Here is a 25423-nt window from a genome sequence, read left to right on the forward strand (position 1 = left end):
GTCCCGAGTCTTAGGAAAGCTTTAGAAGTATGCTTGGCTCATGGCGCGCATGGGTCGGCCGACGGTCGAAGTGGTCCTGACGGATGACGAGCGGGAGACGTTGCTGCGCTGGTCACGGCGGGCGACGTCCGCGCAGGCTCTGGCCTTGCGCTGCCGGATCGTCCTCGCGTGCGCTGACGGGTTGTCGAACACTGCGGTGGGCGCGGACCTCGGGATCCACCCGACCACGGTGGCCACATGGCGGAAGCGGTTCGCGGCCAACCGGCTGGAGGGCCTGGCCGACGAGAAGCGGCCGGGCCCGGCGCGCACGGTGACCGACGAGCAGGTCGAGGACGTGATCGTGCGGACCCTGGAGGCGACGCCGAAGGGCGCCACGCACTGGTCCACGCGCGAGATGGCGAAGCAGAGCGGGCTGAGCCAGTCGACGGTCTCACGGATATGGCGCACCTTCGGCCTCAAGCCGCACCAGGTCGACACCTTCAAGCTGAGCAAGGACCCACAGTTCGTCGAGAAGGTCCGCGACGTTGTGGGCCTGTACCTCGATCCGCCCGAGCGCGCCATCGTGCTCTGCGTCGACGAGAAATCGCAAATCCAGGCGCTGGACCGCTCGGCCCCGGTGCTGCCGATGATGCCCGGCATGCCCGAGCGCCGCACCCACGACTACCTGCGCGGAGGCGTCACCACCTTGTTCGCGGCGCTCAACACCGCCACCGGCGAGGTCATCGGCTCCCTGCACCGCCGCCACCGCGCCGCCGAGTTCAAGAAGTTCCTCGCCAAGCTCGACAAGGAGGTCCCCGCCGAGCTCGACGTCCACCTGATCTGCGACAACTACGCCACCCACAAGACCCCCGCCATCCAGAAATGGCTGCTCGCGCACCCGCGCTTCCACATGCACTTCACGCCCACCAGTTCGTCCTGGCTCAACCAAGTCGAGCGCTGGTTCGGACTGCTGACGGACAAGCAGATACGCCGCGGCGTCCACAAGAACGTACAAGCGCTGGAGAAGGACATCCGCGACTGGATCGCCCACTGGAACGAAGACCCCAAGCCGTTCACCTGGACCAGATCCGCCGACGAGATCTTCGAACGCCTCGCCGGCTACCTGAACCGCCTGCCGAACCCCAAATCCTAGATATGTAGTGCTCCTAAGACTCGGGACACTAGCACGGTGCCGCGGGGCGTGCCGCCGGGGTGGTTGCGGTGCCTTCGGCCCCGGTCCGTCCTCGATCGCCGGACGGACCCGATTCCGTGTCCGGCGGACCGGGACGGCGCCCGCGGGGGCGAGGTCGTGCCGGGCGGGCCGAAAGCCGGCCCGCCCGGCACGACGCCGTTCATCAGGCGGAGAGCAGGGCCTCGATCGCCGCCACGAGTTCCGGGGCCTCCGGCTCCGTGCGGGGGCGGATACGGGCCACCGCCTCGCCGGCCGGGGAGATCAGGAACTTCTCGAAGTTCCACTGGACGTCACCCGCCTCGCCGTCCGTGTCCGCGAGCTGCGTCAGCTCGGCGTACAGCGGGTGCCGGCGGTCACCGTTGACGTCGACCTTCTCCAGCAGCGGGAAGCTGACCCCGTACGTCGTGGAACAGAACGTCTGGATCTCCTCCGCGCTCCCGGGCTCCTGGCCCGCGAACTGGTTGCACGGCACACCGAGTACGGTGAAGCCGCGGTCACCGTAAGTCTTCTGAAGTCGCTCCAGGCCCGCGTACTGCGGGGTGAGCCCGCACTTGGAGGCGACGTTCACCAGCAGGACCGCCTGGCCCCGGTAGGCGCCCAGGGTGGTCGGCTCGCCCGCGAGCGTGTGAAGGGGGATGTCGTGCAGCGTCATCAGGATCTCCTCGTCAGTGGCTTGCCCGGCCATTGTCCAGCCTGCGCCTTCATCGGGGCGAAGCCGGCCGCTCCGTTGTCCGGATCGCCTTGTAGTAGAAGGTGGTCGGTCGCAGGGCTCCGGCCGGGTCGCCGGCGTAGTCCGGAATCGAACCGCACTCCGTCCAGCCCGCCGAACGGTAGAGCCGCTCGGCGGGGCTGCCCGTCTCGGTGTCCAGGACCAGCAGCGTCAGACCGGCCTCGGCCGCGGCCCGCTCCGCGGTGGCGAGCAGCGACCGTCCCAGTCCGTGGCCGCGCATCGACGGGCGCACCATCACCTTGGTGATCTCCGCGCGATGACGGGAGTTCGGCAGCTGGGCGAGGTTCAGGCCGATCGTTCCGGCCACCCGCTCGCCGTCCCGGGCGATCCAGACGCGGTGGTGCCCCGCGTCGACCGACGCGGCACGCCCCCGCCACCAGTCGGCGGCGGCATCGCGGTCGAGGGGCGCCAGGAATCCCACCGAGGCGCCGCCGGCCACGGTCTCCACCAGGAGAGCGGCCAGCTCATCGGCGTACGTGATCAGCTCGGGGCCGGAGACGGGGACGATCTCGGTGCCCGGGACGGACTCGGCGAATGCGGTGGCCTCGGTCATGACACGGGTCCTTTCACGGCAGAACGATCATCACGGCATAGCGGACCGGGTCCGGGCCCGGACAGCGGAAGTGCGAGGGGCCGTTCAGCCGGAACCGCAGACAGTCCCCGGGGCGCACGGTGTGCACGGTGTTCTCGACGGTGATCTCCACCGTCCCCTCCAGCACCCAGATGTGGTGTTCCAGACCGGGTACCGGCGCGTGCTCGTACGCGATGCCGGCGCCCGGGTCGAGCGTCCCCTCGATGATCTCGGCGCGCAGACCGGTGTGCGGCGGCGAGACCGAGCGGCGCACGAAGCCGGACGCTTCGTCCCGCCACACCGGCTGCCGCTCTACGGGCACCAGCTGTGGTGGCTCCGTCTCCACCTCCATCAGCAGCCGCGACATCGTCCGCCGGAACACCGTGCACAGCCGCCCCAGCTGGGCGGCGGTCGGGCTCAGCTCGCCGCGCTCCAGGCGCGACAGCGTCGAGCGGCTGACACCGCTGCGCCGGGACAGTTCGTCCAGCGGCCAGCCGCGCTCGGCGCGGAGCTCGCCCAGCCGGGCGGCCAACCGGGCGTCGACGGAAGCCGGTTCCACCTCTTCGGTCCTTCTCACACCGGAGACAATATCCCTGATGTGAGAGATCCAGGGGTGCAGTCCGCCGGAATGCCGACCAGGTGAGGCCATGCCACGCTGTGACGGGGGGACACGGACGGTCAGGCCCACCCGGGCCGGCCGGATTGCCGCCCGAGGAGGCGACCGACATGGCCAGTAACGCCACCGCGCCCAAGACAGGCAAGGCCGACCCGGATCCGTGGTACGGGCCCACGTCCGGCACCACCGTCCTCGCGGCAGCTCTGATGATCTTCGGGGGAGTGATGGCGATCCTCGAGGGGATCGCGGCCATCGCCAAGGACGACCTGTTCGTCACGACGCGTCACTACGTCTTCCAGTTCAGCCTGTCGGGCTGGGGCTGGGTCCACCTCATTCTGGGCATCGTCATCGTCCTCGCCGGCTGCGCCGTACTCACCGGAGCCCTGTGGGCACGCTACTTCGGTGTGGTCGTCGCCGGGCTCGGCGCGATCGCCAACTTCCTGTGGGTGCCGTACTACCCCTTGTGGGCGATGACGCTGGTGGCGGTCAACATCTTCATCATCTGGGCGCTGTGCACGGGCCAGCACCGAGAAGCACACAAGGGCTCGGCGGCCTGACCCGGACACCGCCGTCGGGGACCTCCGCCGCGACGGCGGTGTTTACGGCAGTCGGCCCTGTCACGGGTGAGGAATCGCGACCGGCCGCCTAGTGTGCGAGTCATGCCGGAGAGCGCGACGTCCCAGGGTGGCGCGGCGGGGCGCGAGTTGGCCCCGGCGCCCGACCCCCGCCGCTGGCAGGCACTTGCCGTGTGCCTGGTGGCAGGCTTCATGACGCTGTTGGACGTGTCCATCGTCAACGTCGCCCTGCCGTCGATCCGCAACGACCTGCGGAGCCCGGAATCAGATCTGCAATGGGTCCTCTCCGGCTACGCCCTCGCCTTCGGGCTCCTCCTCATCCCCGCCGGGCGGCTGGGCGACGCCCGGGGGCGCCGTGTGGTGTTCCTGGCGGGGCTGGCCGTGTTCACGCTGGCGTCGGCGGCCTGCGGAGCCGCCCACTCCAGTACCTGGCTGGTGGTCGCCCGGGTGATCCAGGGCTTCGGCGGAGCCTTGATCTCTCCGCAGATCTCCGCGTTGATCCAGCAGATGTTCTCCGGCCAGGAGCGGGGCCGTGCCTTCGGCATGTTCAGCACGGTGGTCGGTATCTCGACTGCCGTCGGCCCGCTGCTGGGCGGGCTGCTGATCCAGGCGGCGGGACGCGAGGGGGGCTGGCGCTGGGTCTTCCTCGTCAACCTGCCGCTCGGCATCGTCTGCTTCCTGCTCGCCCGGCGCCTCCTCCCGGACACACCGGCGGCGGGCCGCGTGCGGCCGAGAGACCTCGACCCCGTCGGCGTACTCCTCCTGGGTGCGGGCGTGCTGGCCCTGCTGCTGCCCTTCGTCCAGGAGCAGCAGTGGTCGGGCGACGGGAAGTGGCTGCTGGTGTTCGTTGCCGCGGTGCTGCTCGCCGCCTTCGCCGGCTGGGAGGCCCGGTGCGGCAGGCACGGCACCGTGCCCGTCCTGGACCTGTCGCTGTTCAGGCTGCACTCCTACTGGCTGGGCTGTCTGCTGAGCCTGATGTACTTCGCCGGATTCACCTCGATCTTCTTCATCAGCACCCTCTATCTGCAGGCCGGCCTGCACTGCACCGCGCTCCAGGCCGGACTGGCCATCACACCGTTCGCTCTGGGGGCGGCCGCCGCCGCGGGACCGGGTGGCCGGATGGTCAGCCGCTACGGCAGACCGCTGGTCGTCGTGGGGCTGTCCATGGTGGTCGTCGGACTCGCGGCCACGGCCTTCGCCGTACACATCGTGCCGGGCCGCAGTGTCGCCTGGGCGATGGCGGCCCCGTTGCTCCTGGCAGGGGTGGGCAGCGGCCTCGTCATCGCTCCGAACCTGACCCTGACCCTGTCCCAGGTGCCGGTGGTCGGCGGGGGGAGCGCCGCGGGGACGCTCCAGACCGGCCAGCGTGTCGGCTCCGCGATCGGGATCGCCGCGGTCGGCTCGGTCTTCTTCGCACGGCTGCCGTCCGAGGGCTGGAGGAGCGCGTTCGACAGCGGGCTCATCGTCTCGATCGCCTTCGTACTGGGGGCACTGGTACTGGCGATGACCGATGTGGCGATCTCCCGGCGGAAGGCGAGACGTCAGGACGGCCCGTCCGGCTGGAAGGGAGACCACGATGAGCAACCCCACCGGTAGTGGACCCGACGGCAACGCAGCATACGGACACAAGCCCTTCAAGCGGTCCAGGAGCCACTTCGCCGACCGGATCACCGCCGACGGCCGGGACGGCTGGCCGGTCGAGGCGGGCCGTTACCGGCTGGTCGTCAGCCGGGCCTGCCCCTGGGCGAGCAGGGCTCTCGTCTCCCGGCGGCTCCTCGGCCTGGAGGACGCCCTCTCGCTCGCCGTGGCCGACCCGATCCAGGACGACCGCAGCTGGCGCTTCACCCTGGACGAGGGCGGCCGGGACCCGGTACTCGGCATCTCGTACCTCAGTGAGGCGTACGAGGCGCGCGAAAGCGGCTACTCCGGCGGTGTCAGCGTGCCCGCGATCGTGGACGTACCCAGCGGGAAACTCGTCACCAACGACTTCCAGCAGATCACCCTGGACCTTGCCACGGAGTGGACCGCGCTGCACCGGCCCGGAGCGCCCGATCTCTACCCCGAGCGGCTGCGGGACGAGATCGACGAGGTCATGGGCGGTATCTACCGCGACGTCAACAACGGCGTGTACCGGGCCGGATTCGCCAGCAGCCAGGACGAGTACGAAACCGCGTACTACGACGTGTTCCGCAGATTCGACCTGGTCTCCGGACGCCTCAGGAGCCGGCGGTACCTGGTGGGAGAGACGATCACGGAGGCCGACATCCGGCTCTTCACCACGCTCGTCCGCTTCGACGCCGTCTACCACGGCCACTTCAAGTGCAACCGCTCGAAACTGACAGAGGACCCGGTGCTGTGGGCCTACGCCAGGGACCTCTTCCAGACCCCGGGATTCGGCGACACCGTCGACTTCGACCACATCAAGCAGCACTACTACCGGGTGCACACCGGCATCAACCCCACCGGCATCGTGCCGCTGGGCCCCGACCCGACCGGCTGGCGGACCCCGCACCACCGCGAGCAGCTCGGCGGCCGCCCGTTCGGCGACGGCACCCCACCTGCGTAGGGGCTACGGACCGGTCGAACGACGATTTCCACGGGTACCGGGGCCGTGCCCGGGCCACTCCTACGGCTGGACAGGGTCGGGACACGAGTCGTCCGACTGCTTCATCGCCCATCCGTCCCCGAGCACATGGACGCTCGTGTGTCCGGGGGAGCGTTGCGCATTGACGGGCGGAGTTGCAGTGGCGCCGTCCCGATTCGTGTCCGCGGGCAGCGCGGAGAACGTCACAGCGACGTGAGCCACCGTGCACGCCAACTGCCGCATGGCCAGGTGGCTGAAGGGGGGGACACCTTTGGGGAGCTGGACGGAGATGGTGTTGTCGCCGCTGATCGCCACTTTCGGTGTATCCGTCAAGTGGGGCAGCTCCGTGGTGGCCGTGACGGCCTCGCTCGCGTTCGGTCCGCCGAACAGCAAGTGCACGACGGTCCCGAAGTCCCCAGGGCCGCGCACCTTGCGAAGATACGGCGCCAGATCACCGTGGTGCAGGAAATAGACGGAGACGAGGGTTGGCGTCGAGGGCTGTGGACCGGGGGAGAACATGCCGCTCGCCGGTGCGCCTGCCTGGATGACGTCGGACGGGGGGACTCCGCACGCCGAGAGCGTGAGCGCGGCCGTGAGTCCGGTCAGCATTGCCGCCACGCGCGAGCCCCTCACCAGGCACTCCCGGTGGCGTCGTCGGCGGTCGCGGAGTCGCGGTGCAGGGGGAGTGCGACCGTGAACACCGCGCCGCCCTCCGGCAGGTTCGCCGCGCTGATGCGTCCTCCGTGCAGGCGCACGTTCTCCGCCGTGATGGCCAGGCCCAGACCGCTGCTCTCGCTTCTGCTCCGTGTGGTGCTCGCTTTGTAGAAGCGCTCGAAGATGTGCGGCATGGCTTCCTCGGCGATCCCCGGTCCGTTGTCGGTCACTTCGATGACGGCCCACGCCACGTCCGCACGCTCCTCTCTCACACCCATGCTCAGCCGTACCGGCGGATTTCCGTGCCGCAGCGCGTTGCCGATCAGGTTGGCCATGACCACGTCGAGCCGGCGCGGATCCACGCGCGTCCTGAGCACGCCTGGTCGGGGCAAGCTGGTCTCCACCTGGCCCTGCCACCCCCGGGCGGCGAGGGTGTGCTGTACGAACTCGGCCAAGTCGATCTCGTCCAGGTTGAGTTCAGCCGCGCCCGCGTCGAAGCGGGAGATCTCCATCAGGTCGTTCACCAGCACGCTCAGCCGACTGGTTCCCTCGCTGATGAGCTGCAATGCCTCGCCGGTCTCCCGGTCCAGGTGCAGCGCCTTCTCGTCCAGCACGTCGGTGACCGCCGACATCGCCGCCAGCGGCGTGCGCAGTTCATGGGAGACGTCCGCGACGAAGCGTCGCGCCTGGGCCTCCAGGCGGCGCAACTCAGCGACCGACTCCTCCAGCGCGGCTGCCGTGTGGTTGAAGGATTCAGAGAGGTCGGCCAGTTCGTCGGAGCCGTTGACGGCCAGCCGGACGTCGAGGTGCCCCTCGGCCATCCGGCGCGTGGCCCGGCGCAACGCCCGTACAGGGCGGAGAACGCCGCTCGCGGCCAGCAGCGCCAGGACGACGGCGAGGCACAGCGCCACCAGGGTGGCGTGCTCGATGGCGCTGACCATGGCTTCGACGTAAGCCTGTTCGGTGTTCTGCGGTACCACCAGGTACATCACGAGCCCCGAGAGCTTGGGCTCCGTACCCTCGCCGCTGTTGTACGTGACCGGCATTCCGACGACGAGGTAGGGATGCCCGTCGGCGTTCACCCGCTGGAACACCGCGGCACGTGTGGTAGCCACGGACCGGCGCAGTTGCGGGCTCAGCATGTCGAAGTCGGCACTCGGCGCGGAGACGCGGAGGCTGCCGTACGTGGCCAGTACTCGCCATCCTTGTGCCTGGTTGGCGTGGAGCACCTGGTTCACCGCCGTCTGCATGGCCGACTGGCTCGGCGGCAGGGGAGTGTAGACGGCCACGGCGTCGATGCTGGTCCGGAACTGGCGGATGACGGTGTCCTGGCTCTGCTGCAGCACCCCCGTGCGCGCCTCCCGGAAGGCGAGGGCTCCGGTGCTCAGGGCACTGGCCACGGCCACCAGGGCGAAGGCCGCCACCAGGCGGGAGCGCAGACCTCGTAGCGCAAGCGGGACGTGCACCAGGGCCGCCCGGAGGAACCGCACCGGCCTGGGGCCCTGCCCGGCTGCGACGGCCTCGCGTTTTCGTACGGCCTTTCGTGCCCGTACGGATCTCCGGCCGCTCACGGGGCACCGAAGCGGTAACCGAAGCCGCGTACGGTCTGGATGTAGCGGGGATCCCCGCCCAGTTCACCGAGCTTGCCGCGCAATCGCTTCACGCAGGCGTCCACGAGTCGTATGTCGCCGTGGTAGCTGTGCTCCCAGACCGCTTGCAGCAGCTGCTGGCGGCTGAACACCTGTCGGGGCGAGGCCGACAGGGTCAGCAGCAGCCGAAGCTCGGAGGGGGCGAGCGCGACGGGTTCACCGCGGTGTGTCACCACGAGCCCGGCCCGGTCGATGACCAGGTCGCCGTGCGACTCCGCCCTCGGGCGGACGGCTTCGGAGACCGTCGCGTCCTGCCTGCGCAGCACGGCCCGTATTCGCGCGTCGAGCACCCGGGCCTGCACGGGCTTGACCACGTAGTCGTCCGCGCCGGCCTCCAGCCCCACGACCACGTCGATGTCGTCCCCCTTGGCGGTCACCATGATGATCGGCACCTGGTCGCGATCCCGTATCCGCCGGCATACGTCGAGGCCGGACATCCCGGGCAGCATGAGGTCGAGCACGACGACGTCCGGATGGAAGGGGCGGAGCTGTTCCAACCCCTCTTCACCCGTTCCGGCGGCGAAAACGTCATGTCCCTGATGCCGCAACGCCAGCTGGACGGCCTTGCGGACATCTGGGTCATCTTCGACAAGTAGGACTCGTGGCACGTTGACAGTATGCACAGGTCGTGTTCGGTGACCGTTCTGGAGGAGGGGCCCTCTCGGGAGCTGTTACAGAAGGGTCACAACGGATGGGGATGTGCGGGCTGTCTCCGGTCGGCGTGCCGTCGGGCGGACAGCCCCGTCGAACCCGTCTGCCGGTACAAGCGGCGGGAGTCGTTGGAAGGTCACTCGTTACTCTTTCGTGATGATCCGAACCAATGGCGATCATCTGACCTGACCAGTCTCGGCTGCCATGCATTCGGCACGAGAGCGGGAATCCGCACCGCCCACCGGCAGCGCCGTGGCCTCCGACCGCGTCGGCCGCCGGCACCGGTCATCCCATCGCGGTGGCGGTCGGCGCCGCTCCGCCCACCGCCGGGGCCATCCGCGCCGCCGGGGCCGGAGCTATCTGGCCGGCGTGCTGGTGGCCGCCGGGCTGCTCGGCTCAGCGGCGTTCTTCCTGGACAGCGGACGAAGCGACGCGTCGAGCGATGCGCCGCGCCCGCGGAGCACGGTCATCACCCCCACCCCCACCCCCACCCCGACGCCCACCCCGACCCCGACGCCCACGCCGACGCCCACGCCCACCGAGATCGATGTCCCCTCGACGGGCACCGGCACGTTCGTCACCGCGCATGCCAGTGGCGCGAAGGTCGGTCGTGGTTCGCATCTGCTCCGCTACGTGGTGCAGGTCGAGACCGGGCTCGACATCTCACCGGCCCAAGCGGCCGACGAGATCGCCGACATACTTGCCGCCCCCCGGGGCTGGACCCACAACGGGGTCTCCTCGTTCCAGTTGGTGAGCGCGGGGGAGCCCTACGACCTCAAGGTGAAGATCGCGACACCGGGAACGGCGGACGCCCTGTGCTGGGAGGGCATCCACCAGGCCACCGAAGGCGAGTACAACTGCGAGATTCCCAACGGGGTGGTGGTGAACCTCAAGCGCTGGGTGAAGGGCTCGCCCACGTTCGACGGTCCGATCCATGACTACCGGGCGCTGATCATCAACCACGAGATGGGGCACTTCCTGGGCCACTCGCACACGACCTGCGCGGGGCCCGGGCAACTGGCCCCCGTCATGATGCAACAGATCAAGGGCCTGCACGGATGCATCGCCAACGCCTGGCCCTATGACAGGAGTGGTCACTTCGTCTCCGGGCCGCACGGGACGTGAACCGGCGGCGACCAGGCCCCTGACCGTGGGCACCCGGATCGGGGCGACGCATGGCGGGGTGCCGGAAAACCGGCGTTACAGCTTGGTCATGGTCCGAACCAGCGGCCATCACCTGCGGGCACCAGTCTTGGACTCAACGACAACACCCCGGTCGTCAAGGCCGGCGGGTGACTCCCACGTTGCAGCGTTCCGGTGCGAAGAAGCACCGGTGCTGTCGGCGTGAGCAAGTGGGCAGCGCCTCTCGATCCCAAGCTCCCCGTGGCTTCCCCACGGCCTGTCACGGGACATCAACACCCTCTCGATCGGACGGAAGAGAATGTCTGGATCCCGCACTGTTCGGAAACTGGCCGTAGCGGTGAGTCTGCTGCCGCTGCTGGCGGCCTGCGGCACCGAGGCGGCTTCTCACTCGGCGGGCGACGGAAAGGCCCCGGCCGGACCGTCGGGGCAACTCGACGTTCCCGCGGACGCCGGCGCGGACCTCAAGAAGCAGTACCTCATGGAGAACGCGATCGCGTCCTGCATGAAGAAGCAAGGGTTCACCTATACCCCCGAACCCCCAGTGGATCCCGCGTCCTCCTGGGCCCACGACGGGGCGGACTACGAGCTGACCAAGAAGTTCCGGCAGAAATACGGCTTCGGCTACTCCGCGGCCGCTGTCTACCCCGATGATCCCCAGGTGCCGGGCAGCAAGGCGGCGACCAAGCCCTCGGCCAACGCGGAATACGTCGCCACGCTCACGCCCGCGCAGAAGACCGCTTACGACAAGGCGATGGGTGGCCCCCCGGACCCGAAGGCCGGCGAAAAGAACTGGACCGGTTGCACGGGAACGGCCGACAAGAAGGCTTACGGCTCCGCATCGGCCCAAGAACGGAGCGCCGCAACTGCGTCCCGGAACCAGGCGAACGCGCAGGCACTCAACGGTGATCAGAAGCTGGTCGGCCTGGCGCAGTCGTACGCCTCGTGCCTGAAGCAGGACGGCATCCCTGTCACGACCACGCAACCGACCGGCATCGGGGAAATGGTGAAACTCCAGGCGGCCACGTCCCTTCCTGCCGGCGCCCGTGGGTCGGGCGCCGCTGCGGCCGGCACCTCCGAGGCACCCATGAGCAAGGAAGAGGCTCTGCCGCTGCTCACCAAGGAAATCGACCTGGCGATGAAAGACCTGGAGTGCGGCAAGGAATTCCGGGCCGCCTACTTCCCGAAGTTCCTGAAGGCACCGGGATCCACCGGTGCCGGGTGAGGCAGCACCGGAACCGGGTGAGCAGCCGTCCCCAGCAGCCGGGGAAGACAGCTTGAACAGGCTGTGACCAGCTGGTCGTCCGCGTCGGCCGCACGGGACAGCAGGGGAAAGAAACAGCCCGGTGCCAGCGATGGCACCGGACTGTTCGTCACCTGTTTCGCGGTCGGCATCACCCACTCCCGCGATCGAATGGAAGAGAAATGTCTGAATCCCGCACCGTTCGGAGACCGGCCGTAGCGGTAAGTCTGTTGCCGCTGCGCACCAGGGGCATCGCCTTGGCGATGCAGGACCTGGAGTGCGGCCAGGAATTCCGGGCCGTCCACGTCCCGGAGTTCCGGAAGGGCTCGTTCCACGGAGGTGCCGGATGAGGCAGCGCCGGAAACGTGAGACCAGTCGTCCCCAGCAGTTGGGGATCATCGTTGCCGCGGTGGCGCTGGTAGGAGTGGGCGGTTGGTTCGCCGGATCACAGATGCAGTCGCCGGCCGATGCGGCTGCCGCACACCAGGCTCCGAAGGCCGGACCGGTCACCGCCGCGGTCGAGCGGCGTTCGCTGACCGCGAGTGTGGTCGCCCAGGGCTCGGTGGAGTTCGCCTCACCGCAGAGTCTGCTCCTGGCCGGGCCTGTCGGTCCCCCGGACGCCGGCTCCGGGGCATCCGGGTCCACCGACGCCGTTGTCCAGCGGGTCACCAAGGCACCGGTCGCCGGGGCGGAGGTGAAGGAGGGCGATGTGCTGATGCAGGTGAGTGGCCGACCGGTGCTGGTGCTGCGTGGGTCGGTTCCGATGTACCGCACGCTGGGTCCCGGCACGTCCGGGGACGACGTCAAGCAGCTCGAGCAGGCCCTGGCCCGGCTCGGATTCAACTCCGGGGGGACGACCGGGAATTACGGGCAGGGGGACGCCGCGGCGGTGAGCCGCTGGTACAAGAGCAAGGGTTTTCACGCGCAGGAGCCCGGTGTCGTGGACAAGCAGCAGCTGGGAACGCTTGAAGCGGCTGTGACCAGTGCGCAGCAGGCCCTCCTCGCGGCCAGGAATCCGGGCAGTGGCTCCGGGGGGTCCAGCGGCGGCACCGGCACCGGTGGTGAATCCGGAAGGCTGCAGCTCAAGGCAGCACAGCAGCAGTTGGACGCGGCCAACGCCGCGCTCTTCGCCTTCCAGGCCGGCTACGGGACCAAAGTCCCCGCAGGTGAGGTCGTTTTCCTGCCGGATCTGCCGGCCCGGCTGGACAAGGTGTCCGTGAAAGTCGGTGACACCCCTTCCGGACCGGTCGGCACCGTGACCAGCTCCAAGGTCGTGGTGCAGGCCGTGGTGCCGAGCAACGATGCCAAGGTGCTCCACAAGGGCATGACAGCGCAGGTGGAGACCCCCGACGGCACGAAGGTGGAGGGGGAACTGGTGGCGCTCGGTGACGATGTGCCGAAGAACGATGCGGGGAAGGGTGAAATTCCGGCCGGCGCGTCGAGTGGCGGAGGTGATGATGCGTCGGCTCCTGTGCCGGTGCAGATTTCCATCCCGTCGGGCGAGCTGACCAAGAACGCCAACGGGTCCGCGAAGGTGACCATCACGGTGGGCGCGTCGGACGGTGACGTGTTGACGGTGCCCATCGCCGCGCTCCGCACATCGGCCGACGGGCAGGCCGAGGTGCAGGTCCTGCGCGGTAGCACAGTGGTGGATGTCGCCGTCGAGGCGGGTCTCTCCGCGGAGGGACAGGTGGAGGTCACGCCGTCCGGTGACGCCCTGAAGGAGGGCGATCACGTGGTGGTCGGGCAATGACCGAGCTGCCGGCGTCCGTCGTGCCCGACGCCGATACCGTCATCCAACTGGCTTCCGTCGAGCGGACCTTCGACTCCGAACCGCCGGTGCACGCCCTGCGGGACGTGAACCTGACCGTCCGGCGCGGCGAGCACCTGTCGATCGTCGGTCCGTCCGGTTCCGGCAAGTCGACCCTGCTCAACACCCTGGGGCTGCTGGACCGCCCCACCTCGGGCGCCTACTGGCTCGACGGCGTGGAGACCGGAACGCTCGGTGACCTGGAGCGCACCTCGCTGCGCGGCAGCCGGATCGGATTCGTCTTCCAGTCCTTCCATCTGCTGCCCTATCGGACGGTGGACGAGAACGTCATGCTGGCCGAGGCCTACCGTCGGCCGCGCCCCGGTCGCGGCCGTGCCGGCCGCCGCGCCAGGGCCGAGGAGGCATTGGAACGGGTGGGCCTGGCGCACCGGTTCGGCTTCCGGCCGGACAGGCTCTCCGGTGGTGAGAGGCAGCGTGTGGCGATCGCCCGTGCGCTGATGAGCGAGCCCGCTCTGCTGCTCTGCGACGAGCCCACCGGCAATCTCGACAGCGAGAACACCGAGTCGGTGCTGGACCTCTTCGACGAACTGTGCGACCAGGGCATGACTCTGGTCGTGATCACCCATGAAGAGGCGGTCAGCAAGCGGGCCAACAGGCGGGTAAGGATCAGCGACGGACGGCTCACGGAGGAGAACCGATGAGGGCCCGAGCACGCGTCCTGGAGCCGGCGGCCCCAGTGGATCCGGCAGACGCGGTGGACCCGCAGATCGCCGACCGGTACGCCGGTGGACGGCACACCGCTCGCCGGGGACGTGCACGGCGCCGCGGCAGGGGCAGGGTCATCGGGCGTCCCTGGATGGATTTCAGGGACCTGTGGACCGAGGCGCTGGCGGGGGTACTCGCCCGTCCGATGCGCTCCGCCCTGACCACACTGGGCACGGTTCTGGGCATCACCACCCTGGTCATCACCATCGGGGTCTCGTCCACGGCGGGCAATCAGATCGTCGGCCGGTTCGACGCCCTCACCGCCACCTCGGTCACAGTGGTGGTACCCCCGCCACCGCCGTCGGCAGACCCCGTCCCACTCGTGGACTGGCCGGGTGTCGACGCGGTCCGGCGGCTGGCCGGAGTCGCTTCGGTGGCGGCGATCGCCGACTCCACTGCAACCGCGAGCGTCCAGGTACGCGCAAATGACGTGGTGTCCCCCGGGGACGTCACCGGCCAGACCATGGCGGTCCTCGCCGCTTCCCCCACGCTGCCCGCCGCGGTGCGCGGCAGGATGACCACCGGACGCTTCTTCGACGATGGCAACATCGCCAGGCACGACCGGGTGGCGGTGCTCGGCGACCAGGCCGCACGACTCCTCGGCATCAGCTCGATACAGGACTCTCCCGCGGTCTTCCTGAAGGGCCAGGCCTACACCGTGATCGGGATACTCGGCGGAGCCGAGCGGGAGCAGCAGCTCTCGACCGCGGTGATCCTTCCGCCCACGACAGCCGAGGACCAGCTGGGCCTGGAAACGGTGACCCGGGTACTGATCAACACCGCACTCGGCGCGGCGAAGCAGGTTGCGCACCAGGCACCGATCGCGCTGGCTCCCGGAGCGGAGGACGCCCTCGTCGTCACGGCACCGCCCGACCCGGCCAAGGCACGCAAGGGAGTACAGGGCGACGTCAACGGGCTGTTCCTGGTGCTCGGACTGGTCTCGCTGGTGGTCGGGGCCATCGGTATCGCCAACGTGACGCTGGTGACGGTCATGGAGCGGATCGGGGAGATCGGACTGCGCCGCGCTCTCGGCGCCTCGCGACGGCAGGTGGCCGGCCAGTTCCTGGTGGAATCGACGACCATCGGACTCCTCGGCGGCGTCATCGGTGCCGTCCTGGGCATGGTCGTCGTGGTGACCGTCTCCGCCATCAGGGACTGGACCCCGGTCCTGGACGTCCGTCTCGCTCTCGGAGCCCCGGTCGCCGGGGCCCTCGTCGGACTCCTGGCCGGTCTCTACCCGTCACTGCGGGCCTCCCGCATGGAGCCCGTCGACGCTCTGCGCTCCTGACTGATCGTTTCAGAACGAAATCGGCCAAGACCGGTGCACATCCGCCGGCGCGGCGGGTGCCAGGGTCCACAGTCCCTGGCACCCGCCGCGGTTCAGCCCGGTCGGTCCGCGCTAGCGTGCTCGGCGACTCATGCGGCACCGCGCTGCAGGTAGGCGCGGTCCACCGTCTGCCGGACGGAGTTGCCGGCCGCGTCCTTCGCAGTCACGCGCAGCGTGACATACGCGTCGCCGTGCACCCGGGAAGGCCGCTCCACGCCGGCGGTGAAGCCGCTGCCCCTGCGGGCCGTGGTGGAGGTGGTCCAGGTGCGCCCGTCGTCGTAGGACGTCTCGACCTTCAGCGTCACGCCGCGCGGCGCCGCCATGCCGTCCTGCATGCGGACGCTCAGGCCGAGTGTGTGCTTGCGCTGCGAGCCCACCGCGTTGCGGGCGTCGACCGGCACGTCGTAGTCGACCTGGAGCATCGGCAGCAGCGCCGTGTCGGCTGCGGTGCCCGAGCGGAACGTCCACGAGGTGCGCGTGCCGGTGCCGAAGAGCCAGTCGTCCTGGACGCGGGTGGTCGCCAGGTCGAGCCGGAACTCGGCCTCGCCCGCGGGCACCTCGAAGTCGCCCCAGGCGCCCTGGCTCGAATCGGCGATCTTCTGGCCGTTGCGGTACAGCACGGCCGTGGCCGTGTCGTCCACCGCGGCCACCCCGGCCCCGGCACCGGCTCCGGTGCCCACACCGGAGCCGAAACCGCCGAGTTCGTAGAACGACCAGTGGCCGGCGCCGGAGTCGTTGAACTCCGGCACGTAGACGGACAGGGTGTTGCCGTTGCGTACCGACGGCAAGCCCGCGCCAGTCGGGATCGAGGGGCGGACCACCGCGCCGAACCACCGCTCCGTGGCGTGCTGACCGGCCCGGTAGGTACGCGGCACATTGTTCATGCCGGCCCCCAACGGAATGTCCATCCCGAAGACGACATTGTGGTGCACGGTGTGGCGCCACAACGTGTCCCCGCCGGTCACGTACTCCACACGCTCCTGGCCTGTCGGCACCTCACGGCTGTACTGGTTCCAGGCGGTGTCCTGGTACGGCCGCCACCCGAAACGCTGCTCGCTGGCCCAAGGCGACGCACCCGTGCGGGTGTAGGTGCTGCGGACCACCGCGCTTTCGCGCTCGGAGACGTTGTACACCAGGTTCTTGGGAACCGAACCCTTGGCGACCTGCATCACGTCGTACAGGTACGGGCTGCGCACCGTGCCGGAGAACTCCACCGTGGTGGCACGCTTGTTGATGCTCTTGAGCACCGCGGTGCCCTCCGCCGTACCGGCACGCATGGTGGGTACGGCGATCCGGTCACCGGTCGGGCTCCACCGCGTCCAGGGGTAGAAGCCGTCCTCCACAACCAGCATCAGCGCCTTGGCCCCGGCGTCCGCCGCGGCCGTCGCGAGCGCCCGGTCGTCGGAGAAGTCCCAGCGGACGACGGCAAGTTTGCCGCGCACGTGTGCGGCGCGCAGCTCGGCGGCCGTACCCTTGCCGGCGTCCACGGCGGTCAGCCGTGCTCCCTTGTCGCTGAAGGCCGGGGAGGCGTTCACGTAGTACGGGGTGAAGCTCAGCGAGCTGCCGGGGACCTTCGCCCGCAGCTGCGGGGCCACCATCTGCCAGCGCGAGGTGTACTCGAAGTCGCCGTCCGTGACGCGCGCGGTGGGGCTGACGTAGAGCCGCTTGGCGATGTCGAAGAACATCACGCCTTGGATCAGGCCGTTGCCGTCTATCTTCCGGTACGTCTGGTAGCTGAGGATGCCGTGCTGTTCGGCGGGGCGTGGCGTGCGGATCTTCACCTCGGTGACCTTGGAGGCGTCGAGCGTCACCGCCGTGTCCTTGGTTACCTTCACCTCCGGGTTGACGACCTCGCGCAGCTCCTGCCCGTCGGCGGCTCTGTCCAAAGTGCCGAAGCTGAGCTGGTAGGTGCCCTCCTCGACCTCGGCGACGGCCGGCTCCACGCTCGTGTATTCCACGAATCCGTCGGCGCCCCAGATCACCGGCGCGGCGCCCTCGATGACCTTGCCGTCGCGGTCGCGGGCGACCACGGTGAGCTTGTGCTTGGGTGCGTGCACGCTCAGGGAGACGGTGGTGTGGGTGAGCACGGTGCCGTCGGCGGACTTCGCGGTGAGGTAGCCGTAGTAGTTGCCGCGGGCGGCCTTCGCCGCGTCGACACTCAGCGGCACCTCGGCCGTGGCGCCGGGCGCCAGCTTCAGGGTGCCGGAGCCGAGGGAGACCACGCCGGCGGGGAGGCCCCGGCCGGTGCCGGTGGCCAGGTTGACGGTCAGCGCGAGCGTGACCTCGCGGTCACCGGTGTTGGTGTAGCGGACGGTGGCGGCGTTGCGGGCGCCGCCCGCCGCACCGGTCTCCACGGCCGGAAGCGACAAACTGCCGGTGGCCGTGACCGGGCCCATGGCGGTGGCCAGGTCGATGCGGCCGCCGCCCTGCTCGGTAACCTTGGTGCCGGACACCGTGTGCGAGGTGCTGACCAGGGCGTCCTTGAGCTGCTGCGCGCCCCAGTTCGGGTGCTGCTGGGCCAGCAGCGCGGCGGCGCCGGCGACATGCGGTGTCGCCATCGAGGTACCGGACGCGGCCGTGTAGTTGGCGTCGACGGGGGTGCCCATGGTGGTGCCGGACGCGCGGGCGGCCACGATGCCGACGCCGGGAGCGGTCACATCGGGCTTGACCGCCCCGTCACCGAAGCGGGGGCCGCGGCTGGAGAAGGAGGCCAGGGAGTCGTCGCGGTCGACGGCGCCGACGGTCAGCGCGGCGTCGGCCGCACCCGGCGAGCCGACGGTGACCGGACCCGGGCCCGAGTTGCCCGCGGCCACGACGAAGAGCGTGTCGGAGGACGCGGTCAGGGTGTTGACGGCCTGGCTCATCGGGTCGGTGCCGTCGGTCTGGATGGGCGCGCCGAGGCTCATGTTGACGACCTTGGCGTGCTGGGTGGCCGCCCACTCCATGCCGTCGATGACCTGCGACTCGGAGCCTGAGCCGTCGTCGCCCAGCACCTTGCCGACCAGCAGGTCGGCCTTCGACGCGACACCGCGGCGGGTTCCGGAGGACGCGGCGCCGGTGCCGCCGACGATCGAGGCGACGTGCGTGCCGTGGCCGAAGTGGTCGTCGGTGCTCGTGCTGTCGGAGAAGTTCTTGGCCTGAGCGATGCGTCCGGCCAGGTCGGGGTGGTTCGCGTCGACACCGGTGTCCAGGATCGCCACCTTCACGCCCTGGCCCTCGTAACCGGCTTTCCAGGCGGTCGGGGCGTTGATCTGCGCGGTGCTGCGGTCCAGCACCGCCTTGACCTTGCCGTCCAGCCAGATGCGGGGCGTGGCGGCGATCCGGGCCGCGCCCGTCGTGTCGCCGGGCAGCAGTGTCTTCCAGAAACTGGCCAGGTCGTCGTCGGCGACCCGCAGCGACCGGGCGCCGATGCTGGGCAGGCTGCGTGCCGGAGCCGAGGGCAGGTTGAGAGCGGCCAGCCGGTCGGACACCGTGGCCGCCGCCCGCTCGGACTTCGCGGTCGTCTTCGCCACGTCCGAGGTGGCGCCGGAGGAGACGATGAGCGGGAGCGCGGCGGTGTGGTCCTGGTCGTAGCCCTGGGCGATCAGGGCCGTCACGTCGAAGAGCCGACGGTCCAGCGTGCCGGCCATCACCAGGTCCATCGCGTCCGACGGAAGCACCGTCAGCGACCCTTTTTGCTCCAACGTCCGGAACACGACACGCTCGCGTCCCGGTCCGGGCTGCACCGAGGCGGTGTGCCGTCCGCCGGGCAACGGCGTCACGGTCACCCGGTCACCGGTCACCAGCCGGACGGTCGCAGAGTGAGCCCCTGACACGTCGGTGGGACGAGTGTCGGACCCCATGGGCGCCGTTCGCGTCTCGGCGGTCGCCGGCACGCCTCCGGCGACCAGCATCAACCCTGTCGATATTGCCGCCGTCAGGCGGGTCCATGCCATCAGCTGAAGACCTTTCGTCCAGATGTTGTCACAACCTGTGCGAAAGAATCCGCTGATGAAGCCGGACGTGTCACTGGCCTCACGTGGCACACCTGCGACATGTCACAACGGCGACACGAGCCTTCTGCGCGCCTGTTCCACGTGAAAGCCCGAGTCCGGCCGCTGAACTGCAGTGCTCCACGCAGACGCTGTGGTCCGTCCTGCATGCTGTGACCTGTGCATCCCGCAAGCTGTCAGCCGTTTTTCCCGACCGGACCCAGCAGTCCGCGCGTAGTCATGATCCGCTGCCGCAGCCGGACCCGCGGGAATCCGACGTTCAAGAGCTCTTCAAGTTCTGCTGCCCACAGCCCTGAACCAAGATGCTCGAGCGCACCAGGATCCGGCCCCACCGCAGGCGGCCCGCCTTGTCGAACCGACCTGCTCTGCGGATGACGCGGTGGTGCACCGTGTGACCGAGCGTCGAGCACGCCAGTCGTGGGCGGCGCTCGCAGCGGGGACGGAGGACATCGGGCTGCGACTGCACCCCGACAACACCAAGCTCGTCCGCTGCAAGGACAGCGGACTGCCAGGCCTGGCGGTTGTGCGCAGGTCAGCGCTGTTCTTGCAGGTCAGCGCCGCTTCGGTGTGATCGGCGGTCCTCGCTGGGGTGGCTTGCCCTCGGCCATCCGCTCACGCCCGGAATCGCCTGGACCACTCGTCCATGGCCTGCCCGAGTCAGCTGTCGCGGCCACCATGAACCAGCCCCGAGGCGGAAGGCTCGTGCTGTTATCGGCCCGAGAACAGACGACCCAGCGCCAGTCGTGCCACGCGCGGCCAGTCGGCCGCCGCCCCGCGGATCCGCGGGGCGTGGGGGCGACGGCGCGGCACACGGACCCGGAGTGCCCCGGGCGCGCTGCGGCACACGACGGGTGACGGCAGAACGACGTGTTCTCCGTCGATGCCGACAGGGAGGGTGTCCGTGTCGGCATCGACGACAACCACGCCGGCGCTCAGCCGGACGAGTCCCCCGGACCGCCGCGGACCGCGCACCAGGCGCGCCGCCTGACCGGTGTTGCCGACCCGCACGCACACGACACCGAGCAGTCCCGAGTCCAGCCGCTCCCTGCGCCCCGGATGGGCCGCGTCGACGGCACGTCCGTAGGGATTGTTGCTCACGAGCAGCGCCTGAAGCGCATCGACGTACGTCCGGTCGGCCCGCGTCCGCAGCCTGGGCGCGTTCTCGCCGGTGAGGAGGCCGGGGAGGGTTCGCAGGGCTGTGCGGGCTTTGGCATCCCGGTACGCGGGGTCAGTGACGACGGACGCGTATGTGCCGAACGAGGCGTTGTTGACGAAGACCCGGTCTGCCGCGTACCCGAGGTCGATGCGGAGTTCGACACCGAGCGTCAGGGCTTCCAGGGCGGCCGCCGGATCGTCGCGGTCGAGGCCGAGATCGAGGGCGAAGTGGTTGCGGGTGCCGGCGGGAATCACCACGAACGGCAGGTCGTGGCGCGCCGCGACCTCGGCCACCAGCGCCTGGGTGCCGTCGCCGCCCGCCACCGCCAGCAGATCGGCTCCCTCGGCGACGGCCTGCTGGGCCAGCCCGGCGACATCCTGGCCTGCGTCGAGCAGGGCCACCCGGCAGCCTGCAGCCCGGGCCTTCTCCACCAGGCCGAAACGCCCCACCTTGCCGCCGCCGGAGCGCGGATTCATAAGGACCCAGGGGGCGTGGGGCGCCTCGGCGACAGCCTGTTCGGGCGCGGTGTGACCACGTGCCAGGGCCGTACGTGCCGCCATGACGGACAGTAGCCACAGGCCCAGGGACAGCAAGGCCGGCCCCAGCATGCCGAACGTGGCATACAGGGCGAGGACAGCGACCGGAGCGGTCACCGACAGAGCCGCCCCGAGGGCGCGGAGCGCACCGGTGTGCGCCAGGGTCCACCACACCCCGACGGCGGCGAGTGCCAGTGCGGCGATGCCGGCCAGCGCCCACAGAACGCTCCGCAGACCGGCGGCGACGAGCGGTACCAGGATGCTGCCCAGCAGGGCGAGCACGGCGAGGCGGGCGCGTCCGGCGTCGCCCTCGCGCGAGGCCGAGGCCCTTGCCTTTCGCGCCCTGCTGACATCCCCGCTCTGTGGCCCCACTGGTCGGCCCTCCGTTTCCCTCTCACGCCTTGTGCGTCGAACGTGCCTCCGGCAGGTCGTGGATCTTGGCGCACTGAACCACGCTCAGGGCCCAGATGATGAAGCCCGGCATCGCGATCACCACGACCGACCACTCCGGGTGACCCGAGGACGTGGTCGGGGCCATGGCTGCTCCTTCCGCGACCGGTGCGGTCAGGCCGTGGTGGCGGGCGCGCCTGGCCTGCGCGGGCGTGCTCGGCGGAACGCGGCCCGCCAGGCGAGGGCGACCACCGCTTCGGCCAGTCCGAGCAGGATCAGCCAGAGGCCGAGCAGCCGGGTCAGGGCCCGGGCCGACTCGGTCGGCAGGGCGAGGACCACGATCCCTGCGACGATGGCGAGCACCGCCGTTCCCAGGACGACGCCGCGGTGCGGCAGGTCCTCGGCCGTGAGGGCCGTGTAAAGGGTGAGGATCCCGGACACGAGCCAGACGCCCCCGACGACCAGCGAGAGCGCGGCGATCGTCTGCAGCGGGTTGCGCAGGCAGAGGACCCCGGCCAGGACGTACAGCACCGCCAGCAGGAGCCCGGGCAGCCGTTCGTGCCCCTGACGCGCGAAGACGGCTACGAACCGGAACGCACCGGTCACCAGCAGGTACAGGCCGACGAGGACGGCCAGGACGTGCAAGGTCGCCTCTGGCCAGACCATGACCAGGACGCCCGGTACGAACGTCGCGACAGCCGAGCCCAGGAGCCAGGTCCAGGAACCGCCGAGCCGTGTGAGCGCGAATGCGGTTCCCTCTCCCGGACCGGGGACCTCCCCGTCGCGCTGGTGTTCCTGCCCGGTAGGCGATGCCGGGTCACGCGGCATGGTCATGGCTCCTCCTTCCGCGAAACGGCCGGACGCCTTCGCATCTGCCGCCGCGCGGTGTGGGCGGGACTCCAAGCGGTGTGCGTGGGACGCCGGGCGGTGCGTGTGCACGAGAGACCGTGTGCGCTGCGCAGCCGCTCTGGCTTCACTGTCACGCCTGCCACCGGGTGCCGGGTCACCCGCCACGGGTGATCTGTCTGGCGCATCGCGCGGCCCCGGGCCGTGTCCGCGAAGTCGCGCCGTGCGCCAGGCGGGACAGGCGGGACTCTGCGACTCGGCCCCGACCGTTGGGCTGTGCCTGCTCCGCCGTTCTGCCGGATATACGGGGCGGTGGCGGGCGGAGCCGCTCTGACGCGAGAGGTCGTGCACGGGCGGCTCGCACCGCCCGCCACCCTCACTCCGGCACCTGCCGCATCTCCATGACGCGCAGACCCAGCGACTGGCAGCGAGTCAGCAGGCCGTACAGGTGAGCCTCGTCCACGACCGTGCCGAAAAGGACGGTCTGGCCGGACATCACCACGTGGTCCATCTCCGGGAACGCGTTGGCCAGCGTCTCCGAGAGGTGTCCCTCGACTCGGATCTCGTAACGCACGAGCGGTCCTCCCACCGGACTTGCCTGGACGCACTTCACCGACTGGCTCGGGACAGGCGGACGGCACCCGTCCCTGCGATCCTCCGCCGCTGCGAACCTCACGGACCTCACCCCGCACAGGTGACTCAATGAGTCAGAAAGATCTTGAAAGAGATGATCAGCAGGCCCAGCAGCAGGTTGACCGATGCGGTGATGGCCACCAGCCGCCGTGAGGCGCCGGCGCGGCGGGCCGCGGCGATGGACCAGCCCACCTGCCCTGCGACGGCTACAGACAGTGCCAGCCAGAGGGCACCGCGTACGTCCAGCCCCAGCAGCGGGCTGACGGCCACCGCGGCGGCCGGCGGGACAGCGGCCTTGACGATCGGCCACTCGGCACGGCACACGAGCAGGATCCCCCGACGGTCCGGAGCGTGCTGGGCGAGCCGTGCCCCGAACAGATGGGCATGTACGTGCGCGATCCAGAACACCACGCCGGTGAGCAGCAGCAGCAGCACCAGCTCGAAGCGGGGGAACGACCCCAGGGAGCCGGCACCGATCACCACGGAGGCCGCGAGCATGGAGCCGTAGACGCCACCCGTGTAGTCGGCGCGTGTCCGGCGTTCGGCACGGCGCGCCTTCCGCTCCGCCGGCCCGCCCTCGGCTCTCGTCCTGTCCACCGGTGGCCGCCTACGCTCGGTCCGTGGATCCGTTCGCCCCGGCCGGAGCGGCACCGGAACCGGGCTCAGGCGGGCGGCCGCTCCGTGCGGTCGGCAGATGCGATGTCATCAGGAAACTGACGAGAGCGACGCCGCCCGTGGCCAGGATCGCCGCCTTCAGACCGTCGAGCTGCGCCGAGGCATAGGAGTCCGTGACGGCTTCGACTTCGGACGGTGGCAGTCCGGCCCGCTCGGCCCCCGAACGCACCTGGTCGGTGGAGACGAAGGTGATCCCGGCCTCGAGGCGGACACCGACCTGCTCGCGGGTTCCCGCGGACAGCCGCGGTTCGTCCGCGACCTGCGTGGTGAAGGCGTGGGCCAGCGCGCCGACCAGGATCGATCCGATGAGCGCGGTGCCCAGCGCCGAGCCCAGGTTCTGGGCCGTGAACTGGAGTCCTCCCGCCTCGCTGCGTTCCTCCTCGCCGACGCCGGACTGGACGATGTTGCCGAGCTGCGAGGCGAGCAGGCCGATGCCCACACCCAGCAGGGCCATCGCCCCGGCGAACTGCGCGTCGTCGATGACAGGGTCGATGGTGGCCAGCAGCCACACGACGGCCGCCGCCAGGATCGCCAGGGCCAGCCGTACCACCCGGCGCGGCCCCATCACCCGCCCCAGCGGGGACGCGCACAGGGAGGTCACCAGCATGGTGGCGGACACCGGTAGCAGGCGCAGGCCCGTCTGGAAGGCGTCGAAACCCTGTACCACCTGCAGGTACAGCGGGATGGCGAAGAACAGACCCAGCAGAATGAGGTTCTGGCTCAGCAGGGTCATCAGGCCGGCCCGCAGCACGGGTCTCCTCAGCAGGGACAGGTGCACGAGGGGGTCGGTGCCCCGGTCTTCCCGCCGCCGCTCCCAGTGCCGGAAGACGGCCAGGACGGCCACGCCGGCGCCGACGACGAACAGTGTCGGGGCGAAGCCGAAGACGGTGAAAGGAGGGTTACGGGGCTGCACCCAGCCCCAGGTACTGCTCTGCAGCACGCCGAGTACGCCCAGCGCCAGCCCGACCGCGGAGAGCGCCGCGCCGACGCCGTCGAGCCTCGGCCGCGGTCCGGCCCGGGCGGGAGACGGGATCACCCGGCGGCACAGCAGGACGGCCAGGACGACCACGACCTCGCCGGCGAAGACGAGCCGCCAGGTGAGGTACGTCGTCGTCCAGCCGCCCAGCATCGGCCCGACCGCGATCCCGGCGCCGGCGAGACCCCCGATGACCGCATAGGCGACGGCCCGGTCCCGGCCGCGGTACGACTCCGCCACCAGGGCGGCCATGGCAGGCAGCACCATGGCGGCGCCGAGTCCCTCGATGACGGACCAGCCCAGCGTGAGGACCCACAGCGTGGGCGCCACGGCGGTCAGCGCGGACCCCACGCCGTAGACGACCAGCCCCACGAGGAACATGCGGCGCCGCCCCAGGATGTCTCCGAGCCTGCCACCGACGATCATGAACGCCGCCATGACCAGCGCGTACAGGGTGATGACGGCCTGGATGGCGGTGACCTCGGTGTCGAAGTCCTCCACCAGTTGGCTGATGGACACGTTCATGACTGAGGTGTCCAGAACCATCAGGAACTGGGCCGTACCGAGGGCGACCAGGGCCCACCAGTGCTTCACGCTGTCCCACCTCGCCGAAATCGGGCCCTGTACGCCGGCGGAGCCGGTCGACCGGCGACCGGCAGATGTTCCGCGTTCCTGCGATCACCTCCGACGTACGTTCCTCCCATCGCACCCGATGCGGGCACCGCGCGCCTCACCCGTCACGGGGGAGGTCCGCCCCTGGCGCCTGCCTGCG

At 70.1% G+C, this 25423-nt stretch carries 23 protein-coding genes; 10 read left to right on the forward strand and 13 right to left on the reverse strand.

Annotated features, from left to right (window positions below; genetic code table 11):
- Window positions 1–40: 40 nt before the first annotated feature.
- On the forward strand, window positions 41–1132 hold the full coding sequence (locus OG878_RS33775) for an IS630 family transposase (RefSeq protein ID WP_328885146.1): 1092 nt from the start codon (window positions 41–43) through the stop codon (window positions 1130–1132).
- Between the two features lie 202 nt (window positions 1133–1334).
- Here the strand turns inward: OG878_RS33775 and OG878_RS33780 are convergent, their stop codons facing one another.
- The 3 genes from OG878_RS33780 to OG878_RS33790 are packed head-to-tail and all read right to left on the reverse strand — an operon-like array spanning window position 1335 to window position 3049.
- Window positions 1335–1823 carry a glutathione peroxidase gene (locus OG878_RS33780; RefSeq protein ID WP_328890279.1) on the reverse strand — a complete coding sequence of 163 codons (489 nt, stop codon included), beginning with the start codon at window positions 1821–1823 and terminating at the stop codon, window positions 1335–1337.
- A gap of 49 nt (window positions 1824–1872) precedes the next feature.
- On the reverse strand, window positions 1873–2454 hold the full coding sequence (locus tag OG878_RS33785) for a GNAT family N-acetyltransferase (protein WP_328890280.1): 582 nt from the start codon (window positions 2452–2454) through the stop codon (window positions 1873–1875).
- 13 nt (window positions 2455–2467) lie between these two features.
- Window positions 2468–3049, reverse strand: coding sequence for a helix-turn-helix domain-containing protein (locus OG878_RS33790; RefSeq protein ID WP_328890281.1), 582 nt, complete (start codon window positions 3047–3049; stop codon window positions 2468–2470).
- Between the two features lie 149 nt (window positions 3050–3198).
- Between OG878_RS33790 and OG878_RS33795 the strand changes: the two genes are divergently transcribed.
- The 3 genes from OG878_RS33795 (at window position 3199) to OG878_RS33805 (ending at window position 6229) form a co-directional block, all read left to right on the forward strand.
- Window positions 3199–3645: a DUF7144 family membrane protein gene (locus tag OG878_RS33795; RefSeq protein ID WP_443049187.1), complete on the forward strand. Its 447-nt coding sequence runs from the start codon at window positions 3199–3201 to the stop codon at window positions 3643–3645.
- 102 nt (window positions 3646–3747) lie between these two features.
- Window positions 3748–5259: an MFS transporter gene (locus OG878_RS33800; RefSeq protein WP_328890282.1), complete on the forward strand. Its 1512-nt coding sequence runs from the start codon at window positions 3748–3750 to the stop codon at window positions 5257–5259.
- Window positions 5240–6229: a glutathione S-transferase family protein gene (locus OG878_RS33805; RefSeq protein WP_328890283.1), complete on the forward strand. Its 990-nt coding sequence runs from the start codon at window positions 5240–5242 to the stop codon at window positions 6227–6229. Before OG878_RS33800 ends, OG878_RS33805 begins: the two co-directional genes overlap by 20 nt.
- A 60-nt stretch (window positions 6230–6289) precedes the next feature.
- On the opposite strand, the gene OG878_RS33810 is transcribed toward OG878_RS33805, so the two are convergent.
- The 3 genes from OG878_RS33810 to OG878_RS33820 form a co-directional block, all read right to left on the reverse strand.
- A complete protein-coding gene (locus tag OG878_RS33810) occupies window positions 6290–6856 on the reverse strand; it encodes a hypothetical protein (RefSeq protein WP_328891472.1) in 567 nt (188 codons plus the stop codon).
- A gap of 20 nt (window positions 6857–6876) precedes the next feature.
- On the reverse strand, window positions 6877–8367 hold the full coding sequence (locus OG878_RS33815; protein ID WP_443049188.1) for an ATP-binding protein: 1491 nt from the start codon (window positions 8365–8367) through the stop codon (window positions 6877–6879).
- Between the two features lie 101 nt (window positions 8368–8468).
- Window positions 8469–9158 (reverse strand): response regulator transcription factor, encoded by a 690-nt coding sequence (locus OG878_RS33820; protein WP_328890284.1) that lies wholly within the window; start codon window positions 9156–9158, stop codon window positions 8469–8471.
- Between the two features lie 247 nt (window positions 9159–9405).
- Here OG878_RS33820 and OG878_RS33825 point away from each other — a divergent pair, with 247 nt between their 5' ends.
- The 5 genes from OG878_RS33825 to OG878_RS33845 all read left to right on the forward strand — a co-directional run bounded on the left by OG878_RS33825 (window position 9406) and on the right by OG878_RS33845 (window position 15408).
- Window positions 9406–10326: a DUF3152 domain-containing protein gene (locus tag OG878_RS33825; RefSeq protein ID WP_328890285.1), complete on the forward strand. Its 921-nt coding sequence runs from the start codon at window positions 9406–9408 to the stop codon at window positions 10324–10326.
- Between the two features lie 355 nt (window positions 10327–10681).
- A complete protein-coding gene (locus OG878_RS33830; protein ID WP_328890286.1) occupies window positions 10682–11566 on the forward strand; it encodes a hypothetical protein in 885 nt (294 codons plus the stop codon).
- Between the two features lie 364 nt (window positions 11567–11930).
- Complete coding sequence (locus OG878_RS33835) at window positions 11931–13337, forward strand: peptidoglycan-binding protein (protein ID WP_328890287.1); 1407 nt, start codon at window positions 11931–11933, stop codon at window positions 13335–13337.
- Window positions 13334–14056 carry an ABC transporter ATP-binding protein gene (locus OG878_RS33840; RefSeq protein WP_328890288.1) on the forward strand — a complete coding sequence of 241 codons (723 nt, stop codon included), beginning with the start codon at window positions 13334–13336 and terminating at the stop codon, window positions 14054–14056. Before OG878_RS33835 ends, OG878_RS33840 begins: the two co-directional genes overlap by 4 nt.
- Entirely contained in the window at window positions 14053–15408 is a 1356-nt protein-coding gene (locus OG878_RS33845; protein ID WP_328890289.1) for an ABC transporter permease, read from the forward strand. Before OG878_RS33840 ends, OG878_RS33845 begins: the two co-directional genes overlap by 4 nt.
- A 128-nt stretch (window positions 15409–15536) precedes the next feature.
- On the opposite strand, the gene OG878_RS33850 is transcribed toward OG878_RS33845, so the two are convergent.
- Window positions 15537–19382, reverse strand: a complete 3846-nt coding sequence (locus OG878_RS33850; RefSeq protein ID WP_443049189.1) for a S8 family peptidase — start codon at window positions 19380–19382, stop codon at window positions 15537–15539.
- A gap of 448 nt (window positions 19383–19830) precedes the next feature.
- On the opposite strand from OG878_RS33850, the gene OG878_RS33855 reads away from it, so the two are divergent.
- Window positions 19831–20010, forward strand: coding sequence for a hypothetical protein (locus OG878_RS33855; protein WP_328890291.1), 180 nt, complete (start codon window positions 19831–19833; stop codon window positions 20008–20010).
- Window positions 20011–20147: 137 nt separating this feature from the next.
- Here OG878_RS33855 and OG878_RS33860 read toward each other — a convergent pair whose 3' ends face one another.
- From OG878_RS33860 to OG878_RS33885, 6 genes are all read right to left on the reverse strand, one after another.
- Window positions 20148–21503, reverse strand: coding sequence for a diacylglycerol/lipid kinase family protein (locus tag OG878_RS33860; protein ID WP_443049190.1), 1356 nt, complete (start codon window positions 21501–21503; stop codon window positions 20148–20150).
- A 22-nt stretch (window positions 21504–21525) separates the two neighbouring features.
- Window positions 21526–21669 carry a hypothetical protein gene (locus OG878_RS33865; protein ID WP_328890292.1) on the reverse strand — a complete coding sequence of 48 codons (144 nt, stop codon included), beginning with the start codon at window positions 21667–21669 and terminating at the stop codon, window positions 21526–21528.
- A 26-nt stretch (window positions 21670–21695) separates the two neighbouring features.
- Window positions 21696–22355: an HdeD family acid-resistance protein gene (locus OG878_RS33870; RefSeq protein WP_328890293.1), complete on the reverse strand. Its 660-nt coding sequence runs from the start codon at window positions 22353–22355 to the stop codon at window positions 21696–21698.
- A gap of 388 nt (window positions 22356–22743) precedes the next feature.
- Window positions 22744–22941, reverse strand: a complete 198-nt coding sequence (locus tag OG878_RS33875) for a hypothetical protein (protein ID WP_328890294.1) — start codon at window positions 22939–22941, stop codon at window positions 22744–22746.
- A gap of 125 nt (window positions 22942–23066) precedes the next feature.
- A complete protein-coding gene (locus OG878_RS33880; protein WP_328890295.1) occupies window positions 23067–23597 on the reverse strand; it encodes a hypothetical protein in 531 nt (176 codons plus the stop codon).
- A 10-nt stretch (window positions 23598–23607) separates the two neighbouring features.
- Window positions 23608–25245 carry an MFS transporter gene (locus OG878_RS33885; RefSeq protein ID WP_328890296.1) on the reverse strand — a complete coding sequence of 546 codons (1638 nt, stop codon included), beginning with the start codon at window positions 25243–25245 and terminating at the stop codon, window positions 23608–23610.
- Window positions 25246–25423 lie beyond the last annotated feature (178 nt).

The organism is Streptomyces sp. NBC_00316, from assembly GCF_036158715.1.
In the GTDB taxonomy this organism is placed as follows: Bacteria; Actinomycetota; Actinomycetes; order Streptomycetales; family Streptomycetaceae; genus Streptomyces.

Excerpts from the sequence above, each read along its gene's own strand:
- OG878_RS33775 (WP_328885146.1), top strand. The coding sequence starts at position 41 with ATGGCGCGCATGGGTCGGCCGACGGTCGAAGTGGTCCTGACGGATGAC.
- OG878_RS33780 (WP_328890279.1), bottom strand. The coding sequence starts at position 1,823 with ATGACGCTGCACGACATCCCCCTTCACACGCTCGCGGGCGAGCCGACC.
- OG878_RS33785 (WP_328890280.1), bottom strand. The coding sequence starts at position 2,454 with ATGACCGAGGCCACCGCATTCGCCGAGTCCGTCCCGGGCACCGAGATC.
- OG878_RS33795 (WP_443049187.1), top strand. The coding sequence starts at position 3,199 with ATGGCCAGTAACGCCACCGCGCCCAAGACAGGCAAGGCCGACCCGGAT.
- OG878_RS33800 (WP_328890282.1), top strand. The coding sequence starts at position 3,748 with ATGCCGGAGAGCGCGACGTCCCAGGGTGGCGCGGCGGGGCGCGAGTTG.
- OG878_RS33805 (WP_328890283.1), top strand. The coding sequence starts at position 5,240 with ATGAGCAACCCCACCGGTAGTGGACCCGACGGCAACGCAGCATACGGA.
- OG878_RS33810 (WP_328891472.1), bottom strand. The coding sequence starts at position 6,856 with ATGCTGACCGGACTCACGGCCGCGCTCACGCTCTCGGCGTGCGGAGTC.
- OG878_RS33825 (WP_328890285.1), top strand. The coding sequence starts at position 9,406 with ATGCATTCGGCACGAGAGCGGGAATCCGCACCGCCCACCGGCAGCGCC.
- OG878_RS33835 (WP_328890287.1), top strand. The coding sequence starts at position 11,931 with ATGAGGCAGCGCCGGAAACGTGAGACCAGTCGTCCCCAGCAGTTGGGG.
- OG878_RS33840 (WP_328890288.1), top strand. The coding sequence starts at position 13,334 with ATGACCGAGCTGCCGGCGTCCGTCGTGCCCGACGCCGATACCGTCATC.
- OG878_RS33845 (WP_328890289.1), top strand. The coding sequence starts at position 14,053 with ATGAGGGCCCGAGCACGCGTCCTGGAGCCGGCGGCCCCAGTGGATCCG.
- OG878_RS33850 (WP_443049189.1), bottom strand. The coding sequence starts at position 19,382 with ATGGCATGGACCCGCCTGACGGCGGCAATATCGACAGGGTTGATGCTG.
- OG878_RS33865 (WP_328890292.1), bottom strand. The coding sequence starts at position 21,669 with ATGGCCCCGACCACGTCCTCGGGTCACCCGGAGTGGTCGGTCGTGGTG.
- OG878_RS33870 (WP_328890293.1), bottom strand. The coding sequence starts at position 22,355 with ATGACCATGCCGCGTGACCCGGCATCGCCTACCGGGCAGGAACACCAG.